Source organism: Streptomyces catenulae (assembly GCF_000718015.1).
In the GTDB taxonomy this organism is placed as follows: Bacteria; Actinomycetota; Actinomycetes; order Streptomycetales; family Streptomycetaceae; genus Streptomyces; species Streptomyces catenulae.
Genome location: NZ_JODY01000071.1, coordinates 1 through 3,241, shown reverse-complemented (window position 1 = coordinate 3,241; position 3,241 = coordinate 1). Strand labels below are relative to the sequence as shown.

Sequence of the window (3,241 nt, the reverse complement as noted above, 5' to 3'; positions counted from 1 at the left end):
ACCTTCGCGATGCCGGCCCCAGTGAACTCAGCCTTCGGGTTGGGGTGGTGGGTGGCTGGTCGTTGCTTGAGAACTGCACAGTGGACGCGAGCATCTGTGGCCAAGTTTTTAAGGGCGCACGGTGGATGCCTTGGCACCAGGAACCGATGAAGGACGTGGGAGGCCACGATAGGCCCCGGGGAGCTGTCAACCGAGCTTTGATCCGGGGGTGTCCGAATGGGGAAACCCGGCAGTCGTCATGGGCTGTCACCCGCTGCTGAACACATAGGCAGTGTGGAGGGAACGCGGGGAAGTGAAACATCTCAGTACCCGCAGGAAGAGAAAACAACCGTGATTCCGGGAGTAGTGGCGAGCGAAACTGGATGAGGCCAAACCAGTCACGTGTGATACCCGGCAGGGGTTGCGTGGTTGGGGTTGTGGGATCTCTCTTCTGTCGTCTGCCGGCGGCAGGGCGAGTCAGAAACCGTTGATGTAGGCGAAGGACATGCGAAAGGTCCGGCGTAGAGGGTAAGACCCCCGTAGCTGAAACATTGACGGCTCGTTTGAGAGACACCCAAGTAGCACGGGGCCCGAGAAATCCCGTGTGAATCTGGCGGGACCACCCGTTAAGCCTAAATATTCCCTGGTGACCGATAGCGGATAGTACCGTGAGGGAATGGTGAAAAGTACCGCGGGAGCGGAGTGAAATAGTACCTGAAACCGTGTGCCTACAAGCCGTGGGAGCGTCGCACAGAGACTTGTTCTTTGTGTCGTGACTGCGTGCCTTTTGAAGAATGAGCCTGCGAGTTTGCGGTATGTTGCGAGGTTAACCCGTGTGGGGGAGCCGTAGCGAAAGCGAGTCCGAATAGGGCGTTTAGTAGCATGCTCAAGACCCGAAGCGGAGTGATCTAGCCATGGGCAGGTTGAAGCGGAGGTAAGACTTCGTGGAGGACCGAACCCACCAGGGTTGAAAACCTGGGGGATGACCTGTGGTTAGGGGTGAAAGGCCAATCAAACTCCGTGATAGCTGGTTCTCCCCGAAATGCATTTAGGTGCAGCGTCGTGTGTTTCTTGCCGGAGGTAGAGCACTGGATAGGCGATGGGCCCTACCGGGTTACTGACCTTAGCCAAACTCCGAATGCCGGTAAGTGAGAGCGCGGCAGTGAGACTGTGGGGGATAAGCTCCATGGTCGAGAGGGAAACAGCCCAGAGCATCGACTAAGGCCCCTAAGCGTGTGCTAAGTGGGAAAGGATGTGGAGTCGCAGAGACAACCAGGAGGTTGGCTTAGAAGCAGCCATCCTTGAAAGAGTGCGTAATAGCTCACTGGTCAAGTGATTCCGCGCCGACAATGTAGCGGGGCTCAAGCACACCGCCGAAGTCATGTCATTGCAGTATTACTCTTAACGGAGGCTGTGATGGGTAGGGGAGCGTCGTGTGCCGGGTGAAGCAGCCGTGGAAACGAGTTGTGGACGGTTCACGAGTGAGAATGCAGGCATGAGTAGCGATACACACGTGGGAAACGTGTGCGCCGATTGACTAAGGGTTCCTGGGTCAAGCTGATCTGCCCAGGGTAAGTCGGGACCTAAGGCGAGGCCGACAGGCGTAGTCGATGGACAACCGGTTGATATTCCGGTACCCGCTTTGAAGCGTCAAACATCGAGCCCTCTGATGCTAAGGCCGTGAAGCCGCCCTGATCTCTTCGGAGTTGAGGGGAGTGGTGGAGCCGCTGAACCAAGGTGGTAGTAGGTGAGTGATGGGGTGACGCAGGAAGGTAGTCCAGCCCGGGCGGTGGTTGTCCCGGGGTAAGGGTGTAGGACGCACGGTAGGTAAATCCGTCGTGCATGGAGTCTGAGACCTGATGCCGAGCCGATTGTGGTGAAGTGGATGATCCTATGCTGTCGAGAAAAGCCTCTAGCGAGTTTCATGGCGGCCCGTACCCTAAACCGACTCAGGTGGTCAGGTAGAGAATACCGAGGCGTTCGGGTGAACTATGGTTAAGGAACTCGGCAAAATGCCCCCGTAACTTCGGGAGAAGGGGGGCCATTGCTGGTGAGGGGACGTGCTTCCTGAGCTGGTGGTGGCCGCAGAGACCAGCGAGAAGCGACTGTTTACTAAAAACACAGGTCCGTGCGAAGCCGTAAGGCGATGTATACGGACTGACGCCTGCCCGGTGCTGGAACGTTAAGGGGACCGGTTAGTCACATTTCGGTGTGGCGAAGCTGAGAACTTAAGCGCCAGTAAACGGCGGTGGTAACTATAACCATCCTAAGGTAGCGAAATTCCTTGTCGGGTAAGTTCCGACCTGCACGAATGGCGTAACGACTTCTCGACTGTCTCAACCATAGGCCCGGTGAAATTGCACTACGAGTAAAGATGCTCGTTTCGCGCAGCAGGACGGAAAGACCCCGGGACCTTTACTATAGCTTGATATTGGTGTTCGGTTCGGCTTGTGTAGGATAGGTGGGAGACTGTGAAGCGATCACGCCAGTGGTTGTGGAGTCGTTGTTGAAATACCACTCTGGTCGTGCTGGATGTCTAACCTGGGTCCGTGATCCGGATCAGGGACAGTGTCTGGTGGGTAGTTTAACTGGGGCGGTTGCCTCCTAAAGGGTAACGGAGGCGCCCAAAGGTTCCCTCAGCCTGGTTGGCAATCAGGTGTTGAGTGTAAGTGCACAAGGGAGCTTGACTGTGAGACTGACGGGTCGAGCAGGTACGAAAGTAGGGACTAGTGATCCGGCGGTGGCTTGTGGAAGCGCCGTCGCTCAACGGATAAAAGGTACCCCGGGGATAACAGGCTGATCTTCCCCAAGAGTCCATATCGACGGGATGGTTTGGCACCTCGATGTCGGCTCGTCGCATCCTGGGGCTGGAGTCGGTCCCAAGGGTTGGGCTGTTCGCCCATTAAAGCGGTACGCGAGCTGGGTTTAGAACGTCGTGAGACAGTTCGGTCCCTATCCGCTGTGCGCGTAGGAGTCTTGAGAAGGGCTGTCCCTAGTACGAGAGGACCGGGACGGACGAACCTCTGGTGTGCCAGTTGTCCTGCCAAGGGCATGGCTGGTTGGCTACGTTCGGAAAGGATAACCGCTGAAAGCATCTAAGCGGGAAGCCTGCTTCGAGATGAGGGCTCCCTCCCACTTGATGGGGTAAGGCTCCCAGTAGACGACTGGGTTGATAGGCCAGATATGGAAGCGCCGTAAGGTGTGGAGTTGACTGGTACTAATAGGCCGAGGGCTTGTCCTCAGTTGCTCGCGTCCACTGTGT

The 3,241-nt window shown here is 56.7% G+C and carries 1 rRNA gene; it reads left to right on the top strand.

The window, feature by feature from the left end:
- Nucleotides 1-98: 98 nt before the first annotated feature.
- A 23S ribosomal RNA gene (locus IF23_RS0130700) occupies nucleotides 99-3,220 on the top strand.
- The last annotated feature ends 21 nt before the right edge of the window (nucleotides 3,221-3,241 follow it).